Annotated in this window: 15 protein-coding genes, 7 tRNA genes and 1 rRNA gene; 6 read left to right on the top strand and 17 right to left on the bottom strand. The window is 43.4% G+C overall.

Annotation, left to right across the window (positions count from 1 at the left end):
• Window positions 1-41: 41 nt before the first annotated feature.
• The 12 genes from glmS to EV579_RS14315 all read right to left on the bottom strand — a co-directional run bounded on the left by glmS (window position 42) and on the right by EV579_RS14315 (window position 9,110).
• A complete protein-coding gene (gene glmS, locus EV579_RS14370; RefSeq protein WP_073203523.1) occupies window positions 42-1,844 on the bottom strand; it encodes a glutamine--fructose-6-phosphate transaminase (isomerizing) in 1,803 nt (600 codons plus the stop codon).
• A gap of 575 nt (window positions 1,845-2,419) precedes the next feature.
• On the bottom strand, window positions 2,420-3,766 hold the full coding sequence (gene glmM, locus EV579_RS14365) for a phosphoglucosamine mutase (protein WP_034284242.1): 1,347 nt from the start codon (window positions 3,764-3,766) through the stop codon (window positions 2,420-2,422).
• A gap of 25 nt (window positions 3,767-3,791) precedes the next feature.
• Window positions 3,792-5,219, bottom strand: a complete 1,428-nt coding sequence (locus EV579_RS14360) for a CdaR family protein (protein ID WP_073203520.1) — start codon at window positions 5,217-5,219, stop codon at window positions 3,792-3,794.
• Window positions 5,212-6,033, bottom strand: coding sequence for a diadenylate cyclase CdaA (gene cdaA, locus EV579_RS14355; protein ID WP_008344027.1), 822 nt, complete (start codon window positions 6,031-6,033; stop codon window positions 5,212-5,214). The genes EV579_RS14360 and cdaA overlap by 8 nt, the downstream gene beginning before the upstream one ends.
• A 217-nt stretch (window positions 6,034-6,250) precedes the next feature.
• The gene (rsiW, locus tag EV579_RS14350; RefSeq protein WP_024424448.1) at window positions 6,251-6,877 is read right to left on the bottom strand and encodes an anti-sigma-W factor RsiW; all 627 of its coding nucleotides are present in this window, start codon (window positions 6,875-6,877) and stop codon (window positions 6,251-6,253) included.
• A 14-nt stretch (window positions 6,878-6,891) separates the two neighbouring features.
• Window positions 6,892-7,455: an RNA polymerase sigma factor SigW gene (gene sigW, locus EV579_RS14345; RefSeq protein WP_024424449.1), complete on the bottom strand. Its 564-nt coding sequence runs from the start codon at window positions 7,453-7,455 to the stop codon at window positions 6,892-6,894.
• A 185-nt stretch (window positions 7,456-7,640) separates the two neighbouring features.
• Window positions 7,641-8,552: an arginase gene (rocF, locus tag EV579_RS14340; RefSeq protein WP_024424450.1), complete on the bottom strand. Its 912-nt coding sequence runs from the start codon at window positions 8,550-8,552 to the stop codon at window positions 7,641-7,643.
• A 136-nt stretch (window positions 8,553-8,688) separates the two neighbouring features.
• A tRNA-Gln gene (locus EV579_RS14335) sits at window positions 8,689-8,760 on the bottom strand.
• Between the two features lie 4 nt (window positions 8,761-8,764).
• A tRNA-Tyr gene (locus EV579_RS14330) sits at window positions 8,765-8,849 on the bottom strand.
• A 28-nt stretch (window positions 8,850-8,877) separates the two neighbouring features.
• Window positions 8,878-8,950, bottom strand: a tRNA-Thr gene (locus EV579_RS14325).
• Window positions 8,951-8,953: 3 nt separating this feature from the next.
• Window positions 8,954-9,029 (bottom strand) — tRNA-Val (locus tag EV579_RS14320).
• A gap of 6 nt (window positions 9,030-9,035) precedes the next feature.
• Window positions 9,036-9,110 (bottom strand) — tRNA-Glu (locus EV579_RS14315).
• 220 nt (window positions 9,111-9,330) lie between these two features.
• Between EV579_RS14315 and murQ the strand changes: the two genes are divergently transcribed.
• The 6 genes from murQ to EV579_RS14285 are packed head-to-tail and all read left to right on the top strand — an operon-like array spanning window position 9,331 to window position 17,060.
• Window positions 9,331-10,242, top strand: coding sequence for an N-acetylmuramic acid 6-phosphate etherase (gene murQ, locus EV579_RS14310; protein WP_024424451.1), 912 nt, complete (start codon window positions 9,331-9,333; stop codon window positions 10,240-10,242).
• A gap of 14 nt (window positions 10,243-10,256) precedes the next feature.
• Window positions 10,257-11,126, top strand: coding sequence for a MurR/RpiR family transcriptional regulator (locus tag EV579_RS14305; protein ID WP_024424452.1), 870 nt, complete (start codon window positions 10,257-10,259; stop codon window positions 11,124-11,126).
• Complete coding sequence (locus EV579_RS14300; protein WP_024424453.1) at window positions 11,123-12,502, top strand: PTS transporter subunit EIIC; 1,380 nt, start codon at window positions 11,123-11,125, stop codon at window positions 12,500-12,502. The genes EV579_RS14305 and EV579_RS14300 overlap by 4 nt, the downstream gene beginning before the upstream one ends.
• Window positions 12,503-12,515: 13 nt before the next feature.
• Window positions 12,516-13,871: a penicillin binding protein PBP4B gene (gene pbp4b, locus EV579_RS14295; RefSeq protein WP_133744673.1), complete on the top strand. Its 1,356-nt coding sequence runs from the start codon at window positions 12,516-12,518 to the stop codon at window positions 13,869-13,871.
• Window positions 13,872-13,884: 13 nt separating this feature from the next.
• Entirely contained in the window at window positions 13,885-15,804 is a 1,920-nt protein-coding gene (locus EV579_RS14290; protein WP_133744672.1) for a glycoside hydrolase family 3 protein, read from the top strand.
• A 50-nt stretch (window positions 15,805-15,854) separates the two neighbouring features.
• Window positions 15,855-17,060 (top strand): exo-beta-N-acetylmuramidase NamZ family protein, encoded by a 1,206-nt coding sequence (locus EV579_RS14285; RefSeq protein WP_372714410.1) that lies wholly within the window; start codon window positions 15,855-15,857, stop codon window positions 17,058-17,060.
• A 43-nt stretch (window positions 17,061-17,103) separates the two neighbouring features.
• Here the strand turns inward: EV579_RS14285 and EV579_RS14280 are convergent, their stop codons facing one another.
• The 5 genes from EV579_RS14280 to rrf form a co-directional block, all read right to left on the bottom strand.
• Window positions 17,104-18,069, bottom strand: coding sequence for a bile acid:sodium symporter family protein (locus tag EV579_RS14280; RefSeq protein WP_073203509.1), 966 nt, complete (start codon window positions 18,067-18,069; stop codon window positions 17,104-17,106).
• 62 nt (window positions 18,070-18,131) lie between these two features.
• Window positions 18,132-19,571, bottom strand: a complete 1,440-nt coding sequence (locus EV579_RS14275) for a SulP family inorganic anion transporter (protein ID WP_073203506.1) — start codon at window positions 19,569-19,571, stop codon at window positions 18,132-18,134.
• A 355-nt stretch (window positions 19,572-19,926) separates the two neighbouring features.
• Window positions 19,927-19,999, bottom strand: a tRNA-Thr gene (locus tag EV579_RS14270).
• Between the two features lies 1 nt (window position 20,000).
• Window positions 20,001-20,075 (bottom strand) — tRNA-Asn (locus EV579_RS14265).
• Window positions 20,076-20,117: 42 nt separating this feature from the next.
• A 5S ribosomal RNA gene (gene rrf / locus EV579_RS14260) occupies window positions 20,118-20,233 on the bottom strand.
• Window positions 20,234-20,374 lie beyond the last annotated feature (141 nt).

Raw genomic sequence — 20,374 nt, 5'->3', positions numbered from 1 at the left:
TGACAAATTCTCAAAGGGGTGTTTCATTATAAAAATTTACCCTACTCCACCGTCACACTCTTCGCAAGGTTACGTGGTTTATCCACATCACACCCGCGGTGAAGGGCTGCGTAGTAAGCGATTAGCTGTAATGGAACAACAGATGCAAGTGGTGCAAGTGCTGGGTGTACAGCTGGAAGGACGAAACGGTCACCTTCGTCTTCTAGGCCTTTTAGTGAGATGACACATGGGTTTGCACCACGTGCAACGACTTCTTTGACGTTCCCGCGAATGCTGAGGTTCACGTGCTCTTGTGTTGCAAGGGCAATGACCGGTGTGCCTTCTTCAATTAAAGCAATTGTGCCGTGTTTGAGTTCTCCTCCAGCAAAGCCTTCTGCTTGGATGTAAGAGATCTCTTTTAGCTTCAGTGAACCTTCAAGGCACACATAATAGTCAAGTCCTCTTCCGATAAAGAATGCGTTACGTGTCACTGTGAAGAAGTCACGAGCGATTTGTTCCATTTCATCCTTTTGATCGACAAGGGCTTCCATTGCGTTTGCTACAATACCAAGCTCTTTCACAAGATCAAAGTCAAGAGATTGACCATTTAATTCAGCTGCAACAGATGCAAGGATTGCAAGTACAGCGATTTGTGCTGTGTAGGCTTTTGTTGAAGCCACTGCGATTTCTGGTCCTGCATGAAGAAGCAATGTGAAGTCTGCTTCACGAGAAAGCGTAGATCCTGGTACGTTTGTGATCGTTAATGCTTTATGACCAAGCTCTTTGACTTGAACAAGTACAGCACGGCTGTCCGCAGTCTCCCCAGATTGAGAAAGGAAGATGAACAACGGTTTTTTCGATAGAAGCGGCATGTTGTAAGAGAATTCACTTGCTACATGGACTTCTACAGGTACTTTCGCCCAGTCTTCAATGTATTGTTTACCGACAAGTCCAGCATGGTAGCTCGTTCCGCAAGCCACAATGTATATGCGGTCTGCTTCTGCTACTGCGCTTGCGATATCGCCAGCGACTGACAGTTTGCCGTTTTCGTCTTGATATTCTTGGATGATTTTGCGCATAACAAGCGGCTGTTCATCCGTTTCTTTTAACATGTAGTGAGGATATGTGCCTTTCTCAATGTCGCTTGCATCAAGCTCAGCGATATAAGAAGGACGTGTCATGATATCACCGTCAAGGTTTTTAATGATGACCTCGTCTTTTGTGACAATGACCATTTCTTTATCCATTAATTCCGCATATTCGTTTGTTACTTGAAGCATCGCCATTGCGTCAGAAGCCACAACGTTGAATCCTTCGCCGAAACCAACCAATAATGGGCTTTTGTTTTTCGCCACATAGATTGTTTCTTTGTTTTCGTTATCGAAAAGGGCAATCGCGTAAGAGCCTTTTAGTTGAAGAAGCGTTTGACGGAAAGCTTCCTCTGTATCAAGACCTCTGTTTACAAATTGTTCGATGACTTGAACAACAACCTCTGTATCTGTGTCGCTTTTTAGTGTGACGTCTTGTAAATATTCGCGTGTCAATTGTACATAGTTCTCAATGACACCGTTATGAACAAGCGTAAAACGGCCAGAAGCACTTTGATGCGGATGCGCATTTAGATGGCTTGGTACACCGTGTGTTGCCCAGCGTGTATGTCCGATTCCTGCTGAAGATGCTACGTTTGCATCCACGACTTCACGAAGCTCAGCGATACGTCCTTTTTCTTTGAACACATGCACACCATCTTCGTTTGCCACAGCGATTCCTGCTGAATCATACCCGCGGTACTCAAGCTTCTCTAAACCTTTTAGTAAGATTTCCTTCGCATCATTCTGACCAATATAACCTACGATTCCACACATAAATATTCTTCCTCCCGATCATGTGAAAGGGACAAAGAAAGCCTACTAAAATAGAAGGGACATTTCTTCGTCCCTCTCTACATGTTTATTTTGGGAGATCATGTGTATTCCCTTTGTACAAAGAGTCACCTCTTTGGTTTAAAGAAACACTTACGGCTGTGATCTCTTTTTTTGATCAGCCGGGAGGCATCCGCCGAAAATTCGATAACCTCCATCCTCGTCAACTAAGCATCTTTCGTCCGATCGCTTAGTTCGGGCGCTATAATTATAAGAGAGTTTCTGAACATCTACCCTGCCTTTCCTGATAGAATAAAAATCCAGTAACACAAGGATGATTGTACTATAAGGTCTGACCTCCGTCAATCACAATTTAGCGGGTGATCCCCTTCATTTGAGAAAGTGAGACCTCCATACACTATATGCGATGAGGCTTGTCACGTTCTACCTTCGATGTGCTCTCCTATGTATGAAGGCAGCTTCAAATTGCCCTCGCTTATATCATTCGTATAGATCCATCCAATTATGTCGTTTATTCAAAAAAAAGCAAACCGCTGGCAGCGGTTTGCTTTCATCTATTACTCAATACCCATTTCTTCTTTCACAACAGCTGTAATTCGAGCCACATATTCATTACACAGCTCTTTTGTTTTCGCCTCTGCCATGACACGTACAAGCGGCTCTGTCCCCGATGGACGAACCAGGATACGGCCGTCACCATTCATCTCTTTTTCGACCTCTTGGATCACCGCTTTTACTTTTTCATTTTCTTCTACTTTATATTTATCAGACACTTTCACATTCACTAAAAGCTGCGGGAACTTTTCCATTTCCGCTGCAAGCTCTGATAATGTTTTTCCTGTCGCTTTGAGCGTATTCACAAGCATGATCGCAGAAAGCATGCCATCACCTGTCGTATTATAATCAAGGAAAATCAAATGACCTGACTGCTCGCCGCCGACATTATAGCCGTCTTTTTTCATCGCTTCGACCACATAGCGGTCACCAACAGCAGTTTGAATGCTCTTAATGCCTTGCTTCTCAAGCGCTTTATAGAAACCAAGGTTACTCATAACCGTTGACACGACGGTGTCATCCTTTAATCGGCCTTCATCCTTCAAATAACGTGCACATATGTACATAATTTGATCGCCGTCTACGATATCACCTTTTTCATCGACTGCAATTAAACGGTCACCGTCTCCATCAAACGCAAGACCAATATCTGCACCCTTCTCCTTCACAAAAGCAGAAAGTGCTTCTGGATGAGTGGAGCCTACACCATCATTGATATTCAATCCGTTTGGAGATGTTCCCATTGTAGACACATCAGCATCTAAATCTGCAAATAAATGTGTCGCTAGAGAAGAGGTTGCACCGTGTGCACAGTCAAGCGCCACGTGAATACCTGTAAAATCCTCGTCCGCTGTCTGCTTTAAGAATTGCAAGTATTTCTGACCGCCTTCAAAGTAGTCGTTCACCGTTCCAAGATCAGCTCCAACTGGGCGTGGTAATTGATCGACTGGCTGATCCATCAGCTGCTCAATTTCGTTTTCCTGTTCATCTGACAGCTTAAAGCCGTCACCGCCGAAGAATTTAATACCGTTGTCTTGAACTGGATTGTGTGAAGCAGAAATCATGACACCCGCTTCAGCATCCATTGCCTTCGTTAAATATGACACACCAGGTGTTGAGATCACACCTAGACGCATCACTTCAGCTCCAATTGAAAGCAAGCCTGCAACAAGCGCTCCTTCTAACATATGACCAGATACACGTGTGTCTCGACCAACGAGTACCTTTGGACGTTCTTTATCCTTCGTGAGCACATAGCCGCCAAATCTCCCAACTTTAAATGCGAGCTCTGGCGTTAATTCGCTATTCGCTACACCCCTTACACCATCAGTTCCAAAGTACTTGCCCATGTTTCAATCGCTCCTTTTTTACCATTCAAGAGGACGCTTCGTCCTCTTTTTTATCTTCTTTGACCCGCTGTCTTTGACTCGATTCTTTCTTTGCTTTATCTTGCGTGGATTCTTCTTTACTCTTCTCACCCTGATCATCGTCATCAGTTGATGCATCTTGTTGATCTTTTTGATCCTTCCGATCATTCGTCGAAGCCGGCTGATCCTCTGTATCAGTAGAAGTGAGTTTCACTTTGACCTTTGATCTCGATAATGTCCAAGTCACATTTTGAGGACCATTTACTTGAACTTTGACCTCATGGGTTCCTTCGTTCAAGTCCCCTGCATTGATATAGGCTTCAACATCTGAAGCCTTTAGTTTATCAATCGCACTCTTTGATCCCTTTGCTGTTAACGTGAGCCGTCCAGAAGAGGGGCTCACAAAATCAGAAGTGAGATCCTTGCTCAAACCCACGACAGAAATCGGTACATTATCGATCTTTTTTTCTTCAGCTGTTGCAACCTTCACTTTGATCTTAACGGTTTCGGGTGATACCTTTTTCACACCATCTGGCAGGGGAATATCGGCATCAATCTCCGTATCATCTTTGATCTTGCTTAGGTCCAGCTTGACGCCATCAATAAAATCAAGGGCATCCAGCACCTTTTGAGAGCCGTACACTGTGACCTCACTCGGGCTTGTCTCAATGCTTGAGATGCTGATCCCTTCTGGCAAGCTGCCCGTCCGCTCAATTTTAAAAGGGACCTTTTTGCTTGGACTAGAGATTGGGACCGTAATATCCACCACGGACGGACTTACTTCAACTGGCAGCTCATTCCCGCTGCTATCATACACAGTGAGCTTCGCTTCTTTTTCAATTTGCTGATCGACATCTTCTAAGTTCACAAAAGCTTTAATGACAGAAATTTTGTCGATGACATCCTTTGATCCAGTAACTGTGACCTTTTTCGGATTCACAATGGGCTGTTCAGGTGAATAGCCGTCTTTGATTTTATTTTGATTATAAAACTCGGTTTCAACAGGAAATTCAGCTGTCGTTTTTTCTTGTATCGTCACAGTCGTCACAGATGGATTAATCGATAGTGTGAGTCCCTTCGATACATCTCTTGCCTTCAGCTCCACTTTATGTGTACCTGTCGATAAGTTCTGCATGTCTGCGTAAATTTCAAAATTCTTTGTTTGTCTTGCTGTTTTCACAGCACTAGTTGATCCTTTAATCGTGACATTGACTGTCTGCGGCACACCAGTGACGACGTACTTCTCGTCATCATAATACGCTTTAACAGGAATGTCGGTTAAAGTTGCTTCATCTGTCGTCGATGTTGGGAAAAAGGATTCACCGATTTTTTTCGGCGTGGGCGCTTGCGCTGAATTGACTGCACCATACAGCAATAAAGCGAAGACCAATGCAAGAAGCTTAACGGCCCAGCGATTATTCAAAACCTTATCCATTTTTCTTGCCCCTCCAATACCATTTGGTCGAGGAAGCATCTTTGCTGTTCTTACTAAATTCAGCAATCAGCATTTCTTCAAGCGCTTCTTCTGTCAATTCTCGGTGGAGATCACCATTCCTTGCAACAGAAATACCGCCAGTTTCCTCAGAAACGATGACAGTTAAGCTGTCTGTCACTTCACTAATTCCGACTGCCGCCCTATGACGCGTCCCCAGCTCCTTAGAGATAAAAGGGCTTTCTGACAGCGGTAAATAGCAAGCTGCAGCTGCAATCTCATCCCGCTTCATAATGACAGCACCGTCATGAAGCGGTGTATTCGGAATGAAAATATTAATGAGCAGCTCTGAACTCACCTTTGCATTCAAAGGAATTCCTGTCTCTATGTAATCATTCATTCCGGTATCGCGCTCAATTGTCAGCAGCGCGCCGATTCTGCGTTTCGCCATATAGTTAATTGCTTTTGTAATTGCCTCGATCGTTTTCTGCTGCTGTTCCTCTACAGGTGTCCCGCTTCTTGAGAAGAAACGGCCGCGCCCAAGCTGCTCAAGCGCTCTCCTTAGCTCTGGCTGAAAAATAATAATGATCGCAAGGAATCCCCACGTAATCGCTTGATCCATCAGCCATTGAAGTGTGTTAAGACCGAGATACGCACTTCCCATCCTGACGAGAACAATGACCACAATTCCCTTTAAAAGCTGAACCGCTTTTGTTCCGCGGATGACCATCATTAATTTATATATCACATACCAAACAACGAGAATATCAACAGCATTACCGAGGTACTGCAAAAAAGGAATATCCCCTAAAGCCATTTCCTCGTCCTCCAGAATTTTCAGTTATTCTTCGTTTGATGCATTTTTTAATATAAAAATAGCCTATGTATCAATACATAGCGTGGCTATTATACCACATTTTGTTTCAGCAAGGAAAATAGTTGCCATATCTGGCTGAGTTGCTAGTATGCGTGAATCCCGCCAATGTATAGAAAAAGAGCAGCCCCCTTAGAGACTGCTCTTTAAGCCGATTGAGTTACTTTTGCTCCTCTGGCCCAATGACCCGCATTACGTTTTGTGCTGTTGATTTCATTTTGTACCAGATCCAATCAAATACTTCATTAATTTCATTAATTTGACCAGTGACTTGTCCGGCAGAAGCAGTCAACTGTTCCCCATTGACGACGGTGACATTTCCATCAACCTTGCCTTCTACAATCAGCTTGCCATTTTTGACAGTGACATCACCCTTTACGGTTTCCCCTTTAGGTACGGTCACTGTATCATTTTCAACGACGAGATTCGGCTGCTTTGACACACTGAAATTATGATCGGTATTCCAGCTCGTAAACAGACTGCCTCCCATTAAAATGAGAAAGAGGGCAGCTGCTACCATCAGCGGGTGAGCTTTGATCCATCTTTGAACCGACACACGCTTTTTCTCCTTTGGAAGACCTGCCATCACCTTTGCAGTGAAATCAGATGGTGCTTCTATATGAGATGTACTCTGCACTAGCGCGATGGATTTCTCAATTTGTTGAAAATGAGTACGGCACTCCTCACACGATTGCAGATGGCTTTTTAATTCTTTTTCGTCTTGGGGCTCAATGTCCCCGTCTAAATACTGATGCATAAGCTGGACGATTCTATCCTGACAGCTCATCAAAATCACCTCACTCAAAGGTCTCTCAACTGTTTCCGGAGAGCCTCTCTACCCCTGTGTATTCTCGTTTTCACCGTACCAACTGGTATATTCAGAATCTCACTAATTTCTTTTAACGAGAGTTCATCAATATACTTTAATACGATGACCGAACGATATTTGTCGGGTAATCTTAAAATTTTTTGCTGAATGGTACTCGATAATTCAAGAGACACCACCTCATCCTCTGGCAAAATGCCATCAGCAGCAATTTGAGAATACATATTTAATCCTTCTGTTCCTGCCACCTCTGCATCTAAATAATAATCCGGCTTTTTTTTGCGAATACGGTCGATGGTCAGGTTGGTTGCAATGCGGTACAGCCACGTGGAAAACTTGCGATTCACATCAAAGCTTTCGATATTCACATAAGCACGAATAAACGCCTCCTGCGCAATATCCTCCGCTTCATGTGCATTCCCAAGCATACGGTAGCACAGCTGATAAATTTTGTCTTTATACAGGTCTACGATGTCTGCAAATGCGTTCTGGTCGCCTTTTTTCACTTGCTTAATTCTCTTTTTAATCATTGTGTCCATAGTATATTCAACCTCTGCCTTCACCGGTCTTTATGTATACGAACCTCTTTCCAAAAGGTTTCATTCTCCTCTAAAAAATAGTGTAACAAATTTTTGACAGTGTGTTACGCTTATCAACCGGTAAAAACCTTAACATATCCTTAAATTTTCCCAAAACAAAAAAAAGAACGGGAACAAGTCCCGCTCTACAATAGCTTTTCACCCATTAATGAACCAATTAACGCAACTGCCGCTTCAGCGGTTTTGTTTTTCTCATCTAAAACCGGATTTACTTCAACAAATTCAGCAGACGTTAGAATACCCGCCTCCTCTAAAAGCTCCATTGCGAGATGACTCTCCCGGTAACTAATGCCGCCTGCTACCGGAGTACCTACACCAGGGCATTCCGCTGGATCTAATCCATCTAAATCAAGCGACAGATGGACACCATCGGTTCTCTCCTTTAGATACGCAATCGCTTCCTCCATCACCCTTGTCATCCCTAAACGATCAATTTCATGCATCGTATACACTTTAATGCCTTTCTCTCGAATCAATGCCCGCTCTCCTTCATCTAAAGATCGAGCACCAATTATAACGACATTTTCAGGCTTCAATTTAGGCGAATAACCGCCAATGTTCGTTAAATCAGCATGCCCAAAACCGAGACTGACAGCAAGCGGCATGCCATGAATATTTCCAGAAGGAGAGGTTTCCTCCGTATTCAAATCCCCGTGTGCATCATACCAAATGACACCTAAGTTTTCATAATGCTTGGCTACCCCAGCAAGTGTGCCAATCGCAATGCTGTGATCACCGCCTAAAATGAGCGGAAACGAACCAGATTGCACAATACTGTCAACCTTCTCAGCAAGCAGCTGATTTGCACCAGCATTCTCCGTCAAATTTTTTAGCTTTTCACTTGTATATAAACCTTTCTCATCATCTCTTTGTTCAACTGGAATATCTCCAAGATCCTCTACATCAAATGAGAGCGTTTCCAATTTTTCTTTTACGCCTGCACAACGAATCGCACTCGGGCCCATATCGACGCCCCTTCTCGTTTGACCCAAGTCCATTGGAACTCCAATAATCGTGACCTTCTTTTGCTCTCCCATATGTACATCCCCTTTCCGTTCATGCTTATATTTTACTTTCTTGATGCCTTCTGACTCAACTCGACAACATTTTGAATAGTTATACAGTCCCTCTGCCAACATAAAAAAAGACACCTTTTTCAAAAAGGTGTCTTAACTGGGCTAGCTGGATTCGAACCAACGCATGACGGAGTCAAAGTCCGTTGCCTTACCGCTTGGCTATAGCCCAAAAATGGTGGAGGGGGACGGATTCGAACCGCCGAACCCGGAGGGAGCGGATTTACAGTCCGCCGCGTTTAGCCACTTCGCTACCCCTCCACATATGGAATTGATAAAGAAAAAACAGTGCCGGCAAGAGGACTTGAACCCCCAACCTACTGATTACAAGTCAGTTGCTCTACCAGTTGAGCTACACCGGCATATGGTGGAGGATGACGGGCTCGAACCGCCGACCCTCTGCTTGTAAGGCAGATGCTCTCCCAGCTGAGCTAATCCTCCACATCATGGTGACCCGTACGGGATTCGAACCCGTGTTACCGCCGTGAAAGGGCGGTGTCTTAACCGCTTGACCAACGGGCCAGTTTGTCAAGTTTGTTGTTTCCGTGAAGCTGACAAAAGTTATTATATACAGGTTGTCCCCCTTTTGTAAAGGGGATTTTTATTTTTTTTATTTTCTAACTATTTACTCCCTATTCGTTCAACAATTTGACTGAAATATAATTTCAATATTCAAATATAATATTGAAATTTCATATCATACTCAATATACTGAAAATGAAGAAATAAGGAGGTATGTCACATGCAGCCATCTCAACTGCGTTCTTTGACAACAGAATCAAGAAACCCAAACACAATGGGAATTTCTCAAGCAGATCCGCTTGAAATACTCCAGATGATCAATGAAGAAGATATGAAGGTCGCTCAAGCAGTCAACCTTGTACTTCCACATGTCAAAACAGCAAGTGACTTTGCTTATGAGTCCATCTCAAATGGAGGCCGACTCGTTTATTTAGGCGCCGGAACAAGCGGCAGAATTGGCGTAATGGATGCTGTCGAATGTCCGCCAACCTATAGCGTCTCACCTGATGTCATTGTTGGCATCATGGCAGGCGGAGACTCAGCTTTTTCTCAAGCTGCCGAAGATGTGGAAGACAGTGAAGATGCCGGCAAACAGGATTTAGTACACATCCACCTGACATCAAAAGATACAGTCGTCGGTATTGCCGCAAGCGGCAGGACACCTTATATCATCGGCGCTTTAAACTACGCAAAGTCAATTGGAGCTAAAACAGTAGCACTCAGCTGCAATGAACAAGCAGAAATTAGCGAGCTTGCAGATTGCGCCATTGAGGTTATTGTAGGACCAGAAGCCATCACTGGGTCAACAAGAATGAAAGCAGCATCCGCTCATAAAATGATTTTAAATATGCTTTCCACCTCAGTCATGATCAGACAAGGCAAAGTATATGAAAACCTGATGGTTGATGTAAAAGTCAGCAATCATAAATTAAAAGAACGCGCCATCACCATCATTCAACATGTGACAAATGCTTCCTACGAACAAGCCGTGAAGACTCTTGAAGCAGCAGACTTAGAAGTCAAAACTGCCATCGTCATGCTTCAAACAAACACAGATAAGAAAACAGCCAAAGATTTACTTAACAAAACGAATGGCCATATTGACAAAGCGATCTCACGTTATCAATCCTAAAGGAGGCAGAGCTCATGTCAGCAGGTGGACTTACCCTACTACACACAATCAAATCAAAGCTTCCCCAATCTGAAAAAATCATTGCAGACTATATCCTTGCCCATCCAGACAAAGTCATTAAAAGTACAGTACACGAAATCAGTCAGGAAGCCGGCGCAAGCAGCTCTGCTGTCATCCGTCTTTGTAAATCTCTCGGGCTGGAGGGCTATCAAGATTTAAAAATGCGGATCGCTGGAGACTTGATGCATGACGATAAACAAGGCTACAGAGATATCGAACAAGATGAACCGCTTCAATCCATTATTCAAAAAACAGCAGGAAACTCGATTCAATCGATTAAGGACACCGCTTCTATTTTAAATGCAGATGCTTTAGAAAAGGCTGTTCAATTACTGCTGCATGCAAACCAAATTCATTTTATCGGTGTTGGTGCATCTGGCATCGTCGCAGCTGATGCCCAGCAGAAATTTCTCAGAATTAACTATGCAGCAACAGCCTTCACTGACATGCACATTGCCTCCACCGTCATCGCAAATGCAGGAGAGAATGACATTGTGTTTGGGATCTCCTTTTCAGGAGAAACGTTAGACATCATTCAAGCCCTTCAGCTCGCAAAAGACAATCAAGTGAAAACCATTGCTTTAACACATCCAGGTCATACAAGCGTTTCTGCCTTATGTGATGTTCACCTATCGACGTCCGGTTCCAATGAAGCACCTTTTCGCAGTGCTGCCACTTCCTCTAGAATGGCACAGCTCTACTTAATTGATGTCTTGTTCCTCAGTTTAGCTTCTCGTCAATATGAAGAGACAGCCCAATATATTGACAAAACAAGGCATGCCATCCGCTCCATGAAACGAAAATCAAAGGGGGATTCAACATGAGTCATCAAAAGAAATATCAGCAGTTGGCGAAAGACATTCTTTCACTCTGTGGTGGTTCTGAAAATATCTCTTCCCATACACATTGTATGACAAGGCTCCGAATTACACCGATGGACAATGAAAAAGTTCACGTCACAGCAATCAAAGAACTCGATGGCGTCATTGGCGTCGTCGAAGCAGAAACGCTTCAAATCATTTTAGGCACTGGCGTTGTCAACCAAGTATCAAGTGCGTTTGAAGAGCTGCTAAATGCCTCTGGCTCTTATGATTTAAACAACGAAGCACAAAAAAACAAGCAAGCCATTTCACAAAAGAACCGCACCCCGTTCAAGCTGTTCTTACGTCGGATTGCCAGCATTTTCATCCCAATCATTCCGGCACTAGTTGCCTCAGGTCTGATTACCGGGATAACAAAAGCAATCGTGCAAGCAGGCTGGCTTGACGAAAAATCTCAAGCTGCGATTATTTTAACGGTTATCGGTTCTGGCCTTTTCGCTTATCTCGGGATATTAGTCGGGACAAATGCCGCAAAGGAATTTGGAGGCTCTCCTGCATTAGGCGCATTAGCTGGTATCCTTATTATTAACCCAGCCTCCGCAGACATTATGTTATTTGGCACAAACATTCTACCAGGCAGAGGCGGACTCATCGGTGTTCTTCTAGCCGCCATCTTTATGGCACTTGTGGAAACCCGAATTAGACGCTTCGTCCCGCAATCACTTGATATCATCGTCACACCAACCATCACACTACTCATTACAGGTATTTTCACGTACGTTGTCTTCATGCCAGTCGGCGGATTTATATCTGATGCCATCACCTCAGGACTGACTTATCTATTGAATATGGGCGGAATTTTCGCAGGATTTGTTCTTGGTGCTACCTTCCTCCCACTTGTTGTAACAGGACTTCACCAAGGGCTGACACCGATTCATATGGAACTCATCAATTCAATTGGAGATGACCCGCTTCTGCCAATTCTCGCTATGGGCGGTGCAGGACAGGTAGGCGCTGCATTCGCCATTTATATGAAAACAAAAAAGAAAAAGCTCAAAAGAGCCATTGCTGGTGGACTTCCTTCAGGGATGCTGGGCATTGGCGAACCACTCATTTTTGGTGTCACACTCCCGCTGGGACGACCATTTCTCACCGCTTGTCTTGGTGCAGGAATCGGCGGCGCATTTCAAGCCTACTTCCAAATTGCGACGAAAGCCATCGGAGTATCCGGTCTTCCATTAACCTTTATTGTTCACACACATCAAATGCTTCTTTACTTAATTGGACTATTCATCGCATATGTTGCTGGATTTTTCTTCACATACTTATTTGGGTTTCATGATGATATGGCTGTTGAATTCGAGGATCACAATCAATAAGGAGGTCTAGACCTTGAAGAAATGTTTTCTTTTGATCACATGTCTGCTCATGCTCCTTGGGTTACCAGTACAAACATTTGCAACTAGCTCCCATCCTGTATCGTCTTTGTCTAAAACAGCTCATGAAGAATATCCCGTCTTAAAAAAAGCAAAACGACCGGAACAAGTAGGTGTTTCTTCCAGGCAGCTGAGGAAGGTTGATCAAATGATTCAAAATGACATCAAAGCAGGATTTCCAGGAGCCGCTCTCATCATTATCAAGGACGGAAAGATCGTTCATCAAAAAGCCTATGGCTACCGGCAAAAATATGATGGCACAACAGAACTCAAATCGTATAAAAAAATGAAAAAAGATACACTATTCGATTTGGCATCCAATACAAAAATGTATGCGACCAACTATGCCCTGCAAAAGCTTGTCTACGAGAAAAAACTTGATGTCAACGAAAAAATACAGACCATCCTTCCAGATTTTCAGGATGAACCTGATGCAAAGGTAACCAGTAAAGACCAGCTTCGGGTAAAAGATCTTCTCACCCATTCTGCGGGTCTCCCTTCCAGTGTCTTATTTTATAGCAAAGAATCAGCTGGCTCTTTTTTCTCTCAAGACAGAAAAACAACGATGAAATGGCTGCCAAAGGTACCGCTGCAATACAAGCCAGGTACCCAGCACATTTATAGTGACATTGATTACATGCTGCTAGGCATGATCATCGAGAAAAAAACAGGCATGCCTCTTGATCAATATGTCGAGTCAACGATTTATCGGCCGCTAGGTCTCAAACATACAATGTTCAATCCGCTGCAAAAAGGGTTCAAGCCGAAACATTTTGCAGCAACTGAACGTTTAGGCAATTCACGAGACGGTGTCATCGATTTTGAAAACATCCGACGGTACACCCTGCTAGGTGAAGTACACGACGAGAAAGCATATTACTCAATGGCGGGTATCTCCGGCCACGCTGGACTTTTCTCGAATACCTCAGATATGGCCGTGCTGCTTCAGCTGATGCTTAATAAAGGAGGCTATGGAAAAACAACCATTTTTGATCAGGCTTCTATCGATCTCTTTACAGCCTCATCTGATACGAACCCAACTTACGGGCTAGGCTGGCGAAAAAACGGTCATACTGACATGGAATGGATGTTTGGAAAATATGCAAGTAACGAAGCCTATGGGCATACTGGCTGGACCGGCACAATGACGTTGATTGATCCTAAACACAATTTAGGTGTCGTGTTGCTGATGAATAAGAAACATTCACCCGTTGTTTCACCAGAAACAAATCCTAATCAATTTGAAGGCGACCTGTTCCCAACTGGTACTTATGGAAGCATCATGACCGCAATCTACGAATCTTTTCAGTAAAAGGAGGAATTCGATGTTGAAAGCTCTCTTCCCCGCTGCACTGGTTTTAGCCCTGCTAACCTCTTCCATTCCAACGGAAAAGGTTAGCTCTGCCTCTCTGCCAACCGCTAAACAAATGGTTCAAGACATGTCACTGGATGAAAAGATAGGTCAAATGCTCATGCCGGACTTTCGCAATTGGCAAACAAAAGATGAATCCGCACCTACAGGCTTCACAAAGATGAATAACGAAGTATCTCATCTTGTAGAAAAATATCATCTAGGCGGTGTCATCTTATTTGCCGAGAATGTGGTTGATACAAAACAAACCGTGAAACTCACCCATGAATTTCAAAAAGCATCACCAAACATTCCTTTACTCATTTCCATTGATCAAGAAGGCGGAATCGTCACAAGGTTACAAAAGGGAACACATTTCCCAGGAAATATGTCGATTGGTGCCTCTAGAAGCAAAAAAAATGCATATGACACAGGAAAAATCATCGGAAAAGAATTAAACGCCTTAGGCATCAATACAAACTTCTCTCCTGTGCTTGATGTGAATAATAACCCAAACAACCCCGTCATTGGTGTCCGTTCCTTTAGCTCTGATCCTGCTCTTGTCTCTAGACTTGGCCTTCAAACCATGAAAGGACTTCAAAAGGAAAAGACCATTTCCACACTAAAACATTTCCCGGGACATGGTGATACAGCCGTCGATAGTCACTACGGCTTGCCGCTCGTAGAGCATGACCTAGATCGTTTAAAAAAGGTTGAGCTGTATCCGTTCCAACAAGCGATCAATGCTGGTGCAGATATGGTCATGACCGCTCATGTGCAATTTCCTGCCATTGATGACACAACGTATCGAAGCAAAAAAGATGGCGAGGACATCATGGTTCCAGCAACCTTATCAAAAAAAGTTATCACAAACTTATTAAAAGAAGAGATGGGCTTTCAAGGTGTTGTTGTGACAGACGCTCTAAATATGAAAGCGATTGCAGATAATTTCGGACAGGAAGAAGCCGTAGTGATGGCCATTAAAGCAGGCGTCGACATCGCTCTCATGCCAGCACCAGTCACCTCATTAAAAACAGAGAAAAACCTAGAGAATGTATTCAATGCTGTCAAACAAGCGATTTTAAAGAAAGAGATTCCGATGTCGCAGATTAACGAATCTGTCGAAAAAATTCTTCAATTGAAAATCAAACGCGGCATTATTTCCTCCAAAAAACCAATCAGTCTTGAGAAAAAAATCAAAAAAGCCACTCAAGTCGTCGGGAAAAAGTCGCACCTTAAAGCAGAACAAAAAATGGCACGTGAAGGAATCACCCTGCTTAAAAATAACAAAAAGACCTTACCTTTCAAGCCTAAAAAGAATGACAAAATCGTGGTCATGGCACCTTACGAAGATCAGACTAAAGCAATGTCTGTCACAGTCGAATCTCTCATGAAACAAAAAAAGATCAAGCCTGTACGCATCCAGTCATATGCTTTTGCGGATAAAACGTTCACCAAAGATACAGCCAAACTGATTCAAGAAGCTGACTATGTCATCACTGGCTCTTACGTTGTCCAAAATGATCCAGCTGTGAATGATGGCGTAATTGATGACAATGTCCAGGATCCAAAAAAATGGGCTACTGCCTTCCCTCGTGCTGTCATGAAAGAAGCAGCAGCACAAAACAAAAAAATGGTCATCATGAGCCTTAGAAATCCTTATGATGCGGCAAATTTTGAAGAAGCCGATGCCTTACTAGCTGTGTACGGTTTTAAAGGCTACTCAAACGGACAATTCAATCAGCCAAATATTCCTGCTGGACTAGAAGTGATATTTGGAGCTGCATCACCTAAAGGGAAACTGCCAGTTGATATCCCATCTGTCACTCATCCAAATCAAACCCTTTACCCATTCGGCTATGGCCTCAACTTGAAGGGGAAACAGATCAAATAGGAGGGATTCTCTTGAAGAAAACAGCAAGCTTCATACTCGCAAGCTTTCTCATGATGAGCACATTGACCGCCGCCTCTCCCGCAGAAGAACGAACAGATACAAAAGGAAAAAAAGCAACAGTCAAAACAGGGATCGAAACACTTCTCTCAAGCAACCTTTCATGGCTAAAAGGGAAAAGAGTTGGTCTCATTACCAACCCGACTGGCATTGATGCAAATATGAAAAGCAGTGTCGATCTCCTATTTGAACATCCAAATATCAAGCTCACTGCTTTATATGGACCTGAACACGGCGTACGCGGCGATGCACAAGCAGGAGAAGGCGTCGAATCCTATACCGATGAAAAAACAGGTCTTCCTGTTTACTCTCTTTATGGAAAAACAAGAAAACCAACTCCTGAAATGCTGAAAAATGTAGATGTCCTGCTGTTTGATATTCAGGACGTTGGTGCTCGTTATTACACCTATATTTACACGATGGCCTATGCGATGGAAGCCGCTAAAGAACACAACATTCCCTTTGTTGTCCTAGACCGTCCAAATCCCATTGGCGGACTAAAAGTAGAAGGACCTGTTTTAGAGCCTGAACACGCCTCTTTTGTAGGGCTCTATCCAATCCCATTAAGACATGGAATGACCACTGGTGAGCTTGCAAAACTGTTTAACAAAGAGTTTCATATCAATGCTGATGTAACAGTCATCAAAATGAAAAATTGGAAGCGGTCCATGACATTCGATGATACAAAGCTGCCGTTCGTCCTTCCTTCTCCTAACATGCCAACAGTGGATAGTACCTTTGTATATCCTGCCACAGGATTAATTGAAGGCACAAATGTCTCTGAAGGCAGAGGAACGACAAAACCATTCGAGCTCATTGGTGCACCATATATCAATAGCAGCGAGCTGGCAGATCACTTAAATCAGCTAAAACTAAAAGGCGTTCAATTTAGACCTGTGTCATTCACCCCCACATTTTCTAAACATGCCGGTACACTATCTCATGGTGTGCAGTTATACGTCACAGACCGCTCATCCTTCGAAGCAGTGAAAACGGGGTTATCCATTATCAAAGCAATACATGATTTATACCCTAATGACTTTCAGTTCCTTCAAACAGGCAGCTTTGACAAACTAATCGGGAATGACTGGATGAAAGAAGAGATCAATAAAGGGACTTCCGTCAAACACATTATGAAACGCTATCATCACGACCTTAAAACATTCGAAAAGAAGCGAAAAAAATATCTCATCTATTAAATCACAGAAAAAACCTCCATCTATCAAAGGATGGAGGTTTTTTTCATGAGATAGATTTGGTCACAGCTGGTGCTTTCAGCTCAAAACGATTGAGCAAGAAGCCAAACAAGGCAGCAAGCACTTGCTGAAACAGCATGCCAATCACCACAGGAACAGCGACAGCAGGCGGGAAAAAGCTAATGGCAAGCACAGCCCCCGCACTAATGTTTCTCATACCGCCCGTATACACGATGGCCACAATCTCTCCTTGAGTACATTTCATCGTCTTTCCAATCAGCCAAGCAAAAGCATATCCGCTCATTGCAATGAGAAACACAGTCGCTGCCTTGCTAAAAAATGCGGCATCCAGTTCACGCAAGTATGGCGCGACAACAGAACTGTTAATTGACACCACTACAAACAAGCCTATTTTTGAGAAAGGTGACAGTGTCTGACTAATCATTTTTGTGACAGCAGGCTTTGCATAGTGACGAACGAGCATCCCTAAAATAGATGGAAGCACCACCATCCCAAACAGCCCTTTCATGATCGCCACCATGTCCATATGAACCTGTGTACCGGCTAAAAGTGACAAACTGGCTGGCACAATCAATGGCGAAAGCAATGTATCAATTAAAATAATGGATAACGTTAACCCAACATTCCCCTTATACATTGCCGCCCATATTAAACTAGAAACTCCTGTGGGAATCACCATTGCAAGTGTCAAACCGGTGATCGTCATAGCATCACCCGCAAATATGAGATGTCCCGCTGACCAAGCATAAAGAGGCATCAATACGTGTAAAATCATAAACGATAAAATCAAAGGCAATGGGTGCATCACCGTATGCTTTAAAGCCGAAAAAGTAGAAGACAAACTCCCTGCAAAGGTCATCACAGCAAATACCCATGGCACCAAAAACGTAAAATCCTTTAAATAGGCTGCCAACAAAACACCGAGTAACACACTAAAAGGTGTAATGAGCGGCATCATCCGGCCGAGCACTTGATTCAAACGCGCAAGCATGCCGGCCACCTCCATCCCTTCACTTTCTTACCTTTTCTATTGTAACAGACAGAAAGGCCTTTTTAAGAACCATTCACTTGTTTCACAAGCTTTTGACTTGATGTATCCATTCCAACTACGTCCACCTGGACGCCATTTGCTTGATACCTTTCCTTTATACGTTCTATCGCTGCTACGCCTGATTCATCCCATATACGTGCTTCAGACAAATCAATCACAACAGATTGGAGTTCTTTCCCCTGATGAAAAGCTTGGATCAAATCAGTGACAGAAGCAAAGAAAATTTGTCCTTTAACTCGATATTCCCAAGTACCTGCCTGGCTTTCTTTAGACGTAATATGAAGCTTCGATATCTTTGCGACAAAGAATACCGCACTGAGCAGTACACCTGCAAAAACGCCTTTTGATAAATCATGAGTCAACACCACCGTCACGACCGTGACAACCATCACAATAGAATCTGTTTTCGGATTCTTTTTTAGCTGCTGAAAGGAACTCCAATCAAATGTGCCAATGGAAACCATGAACATCACAGCCACTAGAGCAGCCATCGGAATTTGAACCACGACATCACCTAGTACAAAAATCAGCACCATTAAAAAAGCACCCGCTACAAAGGTAGAAAGCCGGCCTCGTCCTCCTGCCTTCGTATTAATCACAGATTGGCCAATCATCGCACAGCCAGCCATACCACCAAAGAATCCTGCAACCACATTGGCAATCCCTTGACCTCTCGCTTCCTTGTTCTTATTACTAGACGTCTCTGTCATATCATCGACAATCTGTGCGGTTAAAAGAGACTCAAGTAAACCAACCATCGCAAGTGCTAAAGAATAAGGAAAAATGATAGCAAGTGTTTCCCAGTTAAACGGAACTTGAGGTATCAGAAAAACAGGCAAAGAACTAGGAAGCTCTCCCATATCTCCAACTGTTCTAACATCAATATGTCCAAATACAGCCAATATCGTCATTACAATAATGGCAATGAGTGGGGAAGGTATCACCTTTATCACCATAGGCAATAAATAAATGATCAGCAAGGCGCCCCCTGTCATCATATACATAGCCATTGATTCCCCAACGAAATGTGGAAGCTGAGCCATGAAGATCATAATAGCCAACGCATTAACAAAGCCAACCATGACGGACCTCGGAATAAATTTCATCAAACGAGACACTCGGCACAATCCAAACACAATTTGAATCAAACCCGTCAAAATCGTAGCTGCAAACAAATATTGCAACCCATGATCAGCAACCAAGTTAACCATGACGAGTGCCATAGCCCCTGTTGCAGCCGAAATCATACCTGGGCGTCCACCAACAAACGAAATCACAATCGCGATACAAAATGATGCATACAAGCCGACCTTCGGATCAACGCCCGCAATAATCGAAAATGCAATTGCCTCAGGAATTAAAGCCAGTGCGACTAATATACCCGCAAGCACGTCCTGACGTACATGTCCAAACCATTCTTGCTTTACAAATAAATCTTTCAAACCATCTACTCCTTTTTATATACATACCGTACATGGAAAAAGAAGATCAACTATACCTGGAGATAAAGGAAGGAAAAACAAACGATACTTCACTTTCGGGGGAAAAGAGGAACGTACAGAGTCTTTTAATATAGAGGATATCACTTTAGTAAGAATAAAAGAAAGAGAATGAAGAATCAAGAACAAAAAGAAGGAGATAAGTAAAAAATCGATGCAACACTTCTGTGCAAGCCGTTTTATTCTCTTTCCTAATGTCATCAGTCTACTGATCATCGAGCAGTTCAATATATATATAAACAAACAAAAAAAGCCTTCTCATCATCGAGAAACCTTGTCATATCAACATATAGAGGAAAGCTTCCAAGCGGGCTCGAACCGCTGACCTCTTCCTTACCATGGAAGTGCTCTACCTACTGAGCTATGGAAGCATGGCTCCGCAGGTAGGACTCGAACCTACGACCGATCGGTTAACAGCCGATAGCTCTACCACTGAGCTACTGCGGAATGATAAAGTAACTTCTTCCATTGGAAGGATATAAACAAAAAGCTTGGCGGCGTCCTACTCTCACAGGGGGAAACCCCCAACTACCATCGGCGCTGAAGAGCTTAACTTCCGTGTTCGGTATGGGAACGGGTGTGACCTCTTCGCTATCGCCACCAAACCTGATGGAGAGAATGTTCTCTCAAAACTAGATAACAATGTTCAAACTTCACAATAGAATATAGGTTAAGTCCTCGATCTATTAGTATCTGTCAGCTCCACGTGTCACCACGCTTCCACCTCAGACCTATCAACCTGATCA

Source organism: Bacillus sp. BK450 (genome assembly GCF_004364885.1).
Classification (GTDB): domain Bacteria; phylum Bacillota; class Bacilli; order Bacillales; family Bacillaceae; genus Bacillus; species Bacillus safensis.
The sequence above is the reverse complement of the archived record's forward strand: the minus strand, read 5'-3'. Positions and strand labels throughout refer to the sequence as shown.

Excerpts from the sequence above, each read along its gene's own strand:
- glmS (WP_073203523.1), bottom strand. The coding sequence starts at position 1,844 with ATGTGTGGAATCGTAGGTTATATTGGTCAGAATGATGCGAAGGAAATC.
- glmM (WP_034284242.1), bottom strand. The coding sequence starts at position 3,766 with ATGGGCAAGTACTTTGGAACTGATGGTGTAAGGGGTGTAGCGAATAGC.
- EV579_RS14360 (WP_073203520.1), bottom strand. The coding sequence starts at position 5,219 with ATGGATAAGGTTTTGAATAATCGCTGGGCCGTTAAGCTTCTTGCATTG.
- cdaA (WP_008344027.1), bottom strand. The coding sequence starts at position 6,033 with ATGGCTTTAGGGGATATTCCTTTTTTGCAGTACCTCGGTAATGCTGTT.
- rsiW (WP_024424448.1), bottom strand. The coding sequence starts at position 6,877 with ATGAGCTGTCAGGATAGAATCGTCCAGCTTATGCATCAGTATTTAGAC.
- sigW (WP_024424449.1), bottom strand. The coding sequence starts at position 7,455 with ATGGACACAATGATTAAAAAGAGAATTAAGCAAGTGAAAAAAGGCGAC.
- rocF (WP_024424450.1), bottom strand. The coding sequence starts at position 8,552 with ATGGGAGAGCAAAAGAAGGTCACGATTATTGGAGTTCCAATGGACTTG.
- murQ (WP_024424451.1), top strand. The coding sequence starts at position 9,331 with ATGCAGCCATCTCAACTGCGTTCTTTGACAACAGAATCAAGAAACCCA.
- EV579_RS14305 (WP_024424452.1), top strand. The coding sequence starts at position 10,257 with ATGTCAGCAGGTGGACTTACCCTACTACACACAATCAAATCAAAGCTT.
- EV579_RS14300 (WP_024424453.1), top strand. The coding sequence starts at position 11,123 with ATGAGTCATCAAAAGAAATATCAGCAGTTGGCGAAAGACATTCTTTCA.
- EV579_RS14290 (WP_133744672.1), top strand. The coding sequence starts at position 13,885 with ATGTTGAAAGCTCTCTTCCCCGCTGCACTGGTTTTAGCCCTGCTAACC.
- EV579_RS14285 (WP_372714410.1), top strand. The coding sequence starts at position 15,855 with ATGATGAGCACATTGACCGCCGCCTCTCCCGCAGAAGAACGAACAGAT.
- EV579_RS14280 (WP_073203509.1), bottom strand. The coding sequence starts at position 18,069 with ATGCTTGCGCGTTTGAATCAAGTGCTCGGCCGGATGATGCCGCTCATT.